The sequence below is a fragment of the Sphaerisporangium perillae genome (assembly GCF_023276435.1).
GTDB lineage: Bacteria > Actinomycetota > Actinomycetes > Streptosporangiales > Streptosporangiaceae > Sphaerisporangium > Sphaerisporangium perillae.
Genome location: NZ_JALLPO010000098.1, coordinates 1 through 2103 on the forward strand (window position 1 = coordinate 1; position 2103 = coordinate 2103).

General features: G+C 70.1%; 1 protein-coding gene and 2 pseudogenes. 2 read left to right on the top strand and 1 reads right to left on the bottom strand.

Annotation, left to right across the window (positions count from 1 at the left end):
- A pseudogene (locus tag MYF83_RS42110) lies at positions 1-458 on the bottom strand (phospholipid carrier-dependent glycosyltransferase); the annotation flags it as partial.
- A 126-nt stretch (positions 459-584) separates the two neighbouring features.
- Here MYF83_RS42110 and rsmI point away from each other — a divergent pair.
- Together rsmI and MYF83_RS42120 are read left to right on the top strand one after the other, a co-directional pair.
- On the top strand, positions 585-1421 hold the full coding sequence (gene rsmI, locus MYF83_RS42115; RefSeq protein ID WP_372500420.1) for a 16S rRNA (cytidine(1402)-2'-O)-methyltransferase: 837 nt from the start codon (positions 585-587) through the stop codon (positions 1419-1421).
- Between the two features lie 284 nt (positions 1422-1705).
- A pseudogene (locus MYF83_RS42120) lies at positions 1706-2103 on the top strand (phospholipid carrier-dependent glycosyltransferase); the annotation flags it as partial.

The window sequence follows — 2103 nt, forward strand, 5'->3', positions numbered from 1 at the left end:
ACCCCGACCGCCGCCGCCGCGAACCGCCACCCGAACGGATTGGCACCGAACAACCACTCACCCGCACCGATCAACCACTTACCGAGCGGCGGATGGACGACGTAGGAGGCGCACTTGTCGATCTCGCTGGGCGCGCACTGCTGCCAGATGTGGCTGTCGCCCTTGAGGAGCAGCTTGTCGGCGTCCTTGATCGCGACCCGTTCGACGCCGAAGTTGATCAGGGACAGCGAGTCCTTGGCGTAGTAGGTCTCGTCGAAGACCACCGCCTTGGGCCATCCCAGCCGGTCGAACCGCAAGAACGCGCCGAACGCCGCCACCAGCAGCGGTCCCAGCCACCCCCACAGGGGGCTTCCCTGGAACGGCGGAACCAGCCGGTCGCGCACCGAACCCGGCTGTGCGGGCTCGTCACGCGGCTCCGGCTGCTCGAAGTCCTGGTTAGGGAAGTCCGTCAGGGCCATCCGGACATCGTACGGGGCGGCTATTACGTCCAGCCTAAGAAACGCCTCTTACGTACCCAATTGGGGGACTCCTGGTCGAAGATGCCCTGCTGATGACGCTTGCGTTCATGAGGGAGGATGGGCCTTGTGAACGACAACGGCAGGCTGGTGCTGGCGGGTGCTCCGATCGGGCGTGTCGAGGACGCATCCGGGAGGCTCCGGGAGGCGCTCGCGACCGCCGACGTCGTCGCCGCCGAGGACACCCGGCGGCTGCGCAGGCTGGTCGCCGACCTCGGGATCACGCTCTCCGGCCGTGTGGTCTCCTACTACGACGCCAACGAGGCGAACCGGGCCAAGGAGCTGCTCGGGGACCTCCAGGACGGGCACACCGTGCTGGTCATCACCGATGCGGGGATGCCCGGGGTCTCCGATCCCGGCTACCGCCTCACCCATCTCGCCGTCGAGGCCGGCATCCCGGTGACGGCGCTCCCCGGCCCGTCGGCCGTCACCACCGCGCTCGCGATCTCCGGTCTGCCGAGCGACCGGTTCTGCTTCGAGGGATTCCCGCCGCGCAAGGCCGGGGAGCGGGGCCGGCGGCTGGCCGCGCTCGCCGGCGAGGAGCGCACCATGGTCTTCTTCGAGGCGCCCCATCGCCTCCAGGCGTGCTTGGAGGCGATGGCCGAGGCGTTCGGGCCCGAACGGCCCGCCGCCGTCTGCCGCGAGCTCACCAAGACCTACGAAGAGGTACGGCGGGGCCCGCTGGGCGAGCTGGCCGAGTGGGCCGCGGGAGACGTGCGGGGCGAGATCACGCTGGTCGTCGCCGGGCACTCGCCGGGTACGGCCGAGCCCGACATCGGCGAGCTGGTGAACGAGGTCGCCCGCAGGGAGGAGGCCGGAGTGTCGCGCAAGCAGGCGATCGTCGACGTGGCCAAGGCCGCGGGCGTGCCGAAGCGGGAGCTCTACGACGCCGTCCACCGCTCCTGACGGGCGCGCCGCGGATGCGGGGGTGCGGGGCACGGCGCGGATGCAGGTGCGGGAGTGCGGGAGTACGGGGCGCGGTGCGGTCCGCTGGAGCGGCATGGGGCCGTTCCAGGGGCCGTTACGGGCTTGATCTATGGATGCGTGGTGCTCCCGGCGCATAGGGTGCCCGGGTGGCTGTTCGTGCCTTCCCCTCGAGCTTCGCGAACTTCGCAAGATTTGTCGGAAGAATCCGACCTTTCGCGAAACCGCCGGTTCCCTCGGCCGCCGAGCCCGCACAGCCGGGTTCGGTGCGCGACCGGCTGGTTCCGCCGTTCCAGGGAAGCCCCCTGTGGGGGTGGCTGGGACCGCTGCTGGTGGCGGCGTTCGGCGCGTTCTTACGGTTCGACCGGCTGGGATGGCCCAAGGCCGTGGTCTTCGACGAGACCTACTACGCCAAGGACGGGTTGTCCCTGTTCAGGTACGGCGTCGAGCGGACCTTCCTCGGCACCGACAAGGACCCGATCGCCGACCGGAGGCTGCTCGCCGGGCGTGACGATCTCTGGGTGACCTGCACGCCCGACAACCCCGACCCGTGCGCGCTGTACGTGGCGCATCCGCCGCTCGGTAAGTGGTTGATCGGTGCGGGTGAGTGGTTGTTCGGTGCCAATCCGTTCGGGTGGCGGTTCGCGGCGGCGGCGGTCGGGGT